At 68.2% G+C, this 1706-nt stretch carries 2 protein-coding genes; both read left to right on the top strand.

The window, feature by feature from the left end; all coding sequences use genetic code 11:
* On the top strand, nt 1-720 hold a 720-nt coding region (locus DSD19_RS16050; protein ID WP_133260454.1), incomplete at its 5' end, for a UTP--glucose-1-phosphate uridylyltransferase.
* Nucleotides 721-724: 4 nt separating this feature from the next.
* Nucleotides 725-1706, top strand: a 982-nt coding sequence (gene galE / locus DSD19_RS16045; protein WP_113670332.1) for a UDP-glucose 4-epimerase GalE, incomplete at its 3' end; no start/stop codon positions are given.

Here is a 1706-nt window from a genome sequence, read left to right as displayed (position 1 = left end):
AAAAGCGCGCTCGAGGATTATTTCGACCACGCGCCGCATCTGGAAGACTCGCTGAAGTCCAAGGGCAAGGACGACCTGCTGGAGATCCTGCGCAGCACCGACATGGAAAGCGGGGCGATCGCCTATATCCGCCAGAAGATGGCGATGGGGCTGGGCCACGCGGTCTGGTGCGCGCGGCGGCTGATCGGCAACGAACCCTTCGCGGTGATCCTGCCCGATGACGTGATCGCGGCCGAAACGCCCTGCCTGCAGCAGATGGTCGACGCCTATCAGGACACCGGCGCCAACATGGTCGCCGCGATGGAGGTCCCGCGCGAGAAGGCCTCGGCCTATGGCATCCTCGACGTGGCCCGCGACATGGGCGACAAGGTGCTGGTCAAGGGCATGGTCGAGAAGCCGAGCCTCGAGGAGGCACCCTCGAACCTGGCGGTGATCGGGCGCTATATCCTGACGCCGAAGGTGCTGCACAATCTCGACCAGAACCTGCGCCACAAGCGGTTCGGGGCGGGGGGCGAGCTGCAGCTGACCGACGCCATCGCGCAGGAAATCGACGGCCAGGGGGTCTACGGGCTGCGGTTCAACGGGCAGCGCTTCGATTGCGGCTCGAAGGCGGGGTTCCTGCAGGCGACGGTGTCCTTCGCGCTGGCGCGGCCCGAGCTGAGGGGCGAGTTCGAGGCGTATCTGCGCGAGATGTTCGCCCTGCCGGAGGCGGCGGAATAACACGATGGCGCATGTTCTGGTGACGGGCGGGGCGGGCTATATCGGCGCGCATGCCTGCAAGGCTCTGGCGCGCGCGGGCCATGTGCCGGTGTGCTACGACAATCTCTCGACCGGCTGGGCCGAGGCGGTGAAGTTCGGCCCGCTCGAACGGGGCGATCTGGCGGACCGGGCGCGGCTTGACGCGGTGTTCGCGGCCTACCGCCCGGTGGGGGTGATGCATTTCGCGGCCTTCAGCCAGGTCGGCGAGGCGATGCGCGACCCGGGCAAGTACTGGCGCAACAACGTGGGCGGGTCGCTCACGCTGATCGAGGCGGCGGTGGCGGCGGGCTGCCTGAACATGGTGTTTTCCTCGACCTGCGCGGTCTATGGCGACCAGGACGGGGTGACGCTGGACGAGGACAGCGCCCAGGCGCCGCTGAACGCCTATGGCGCGTCCAAGCGCGCGATCGAGGACATGCTGCGCGATTTCGAGGCCAGTCACGGGCTGACCTCGGTGATCTTCCGCTATTTCAACGTGGCGGGGGCGGATCCCGAGGGCGAGGTCGGCGAGGCGCACGACCCCGAGACGCATCTGATCCCGGTGATGCTGGAGGCGATCGAGGGCCGGCGCCCGGCGCTGACGATCCACGGCACCGATTATCCGACGCCGGACGGGACCTGCATCCGCGACTACATCCATGTCAGCGATCTGGTGGCGGCGCATGTTCTGGGGCTCGACTGGCTGCTGGCGGGCAAGGGCAGCCGGGTGTTCAACCTGGGCACCGGGACCGGCTATTCGGTGCGTCAGGTGATCGAGGCCTCGCATGCGGTGACCAACCGCCCGGTACCCCATTCCGAGGGCCCCCGCCGCGGCGGCGACGCGGTCCGTCTGGTCTCGGGCAGCGCCCGCGCCGAGACCGAGCTCGGCTGGGTCCCCGAACGCTCCGACCTCCCCACCATGATCCAGGACGCCTGGAAATGGTTCCAGTCACAAGGGTACAGGGGCT

The sequence above is a fragment of the Rhodovulum sp. BSW8 genome (assembly GCF_003314725.1).
In the GTDB taxonomy this organism is placed as follows: domain Bacteria; phylum Pseudomonadota; class Alphaproteobacteria; order Rhodobacterales; family Rhodobacteraceae; genus Rhodovulum; species Rhodovulum visakhapatnamense.
This window is presented reverse-complemented; position numbering and strand designations above follow the sequence as displayed.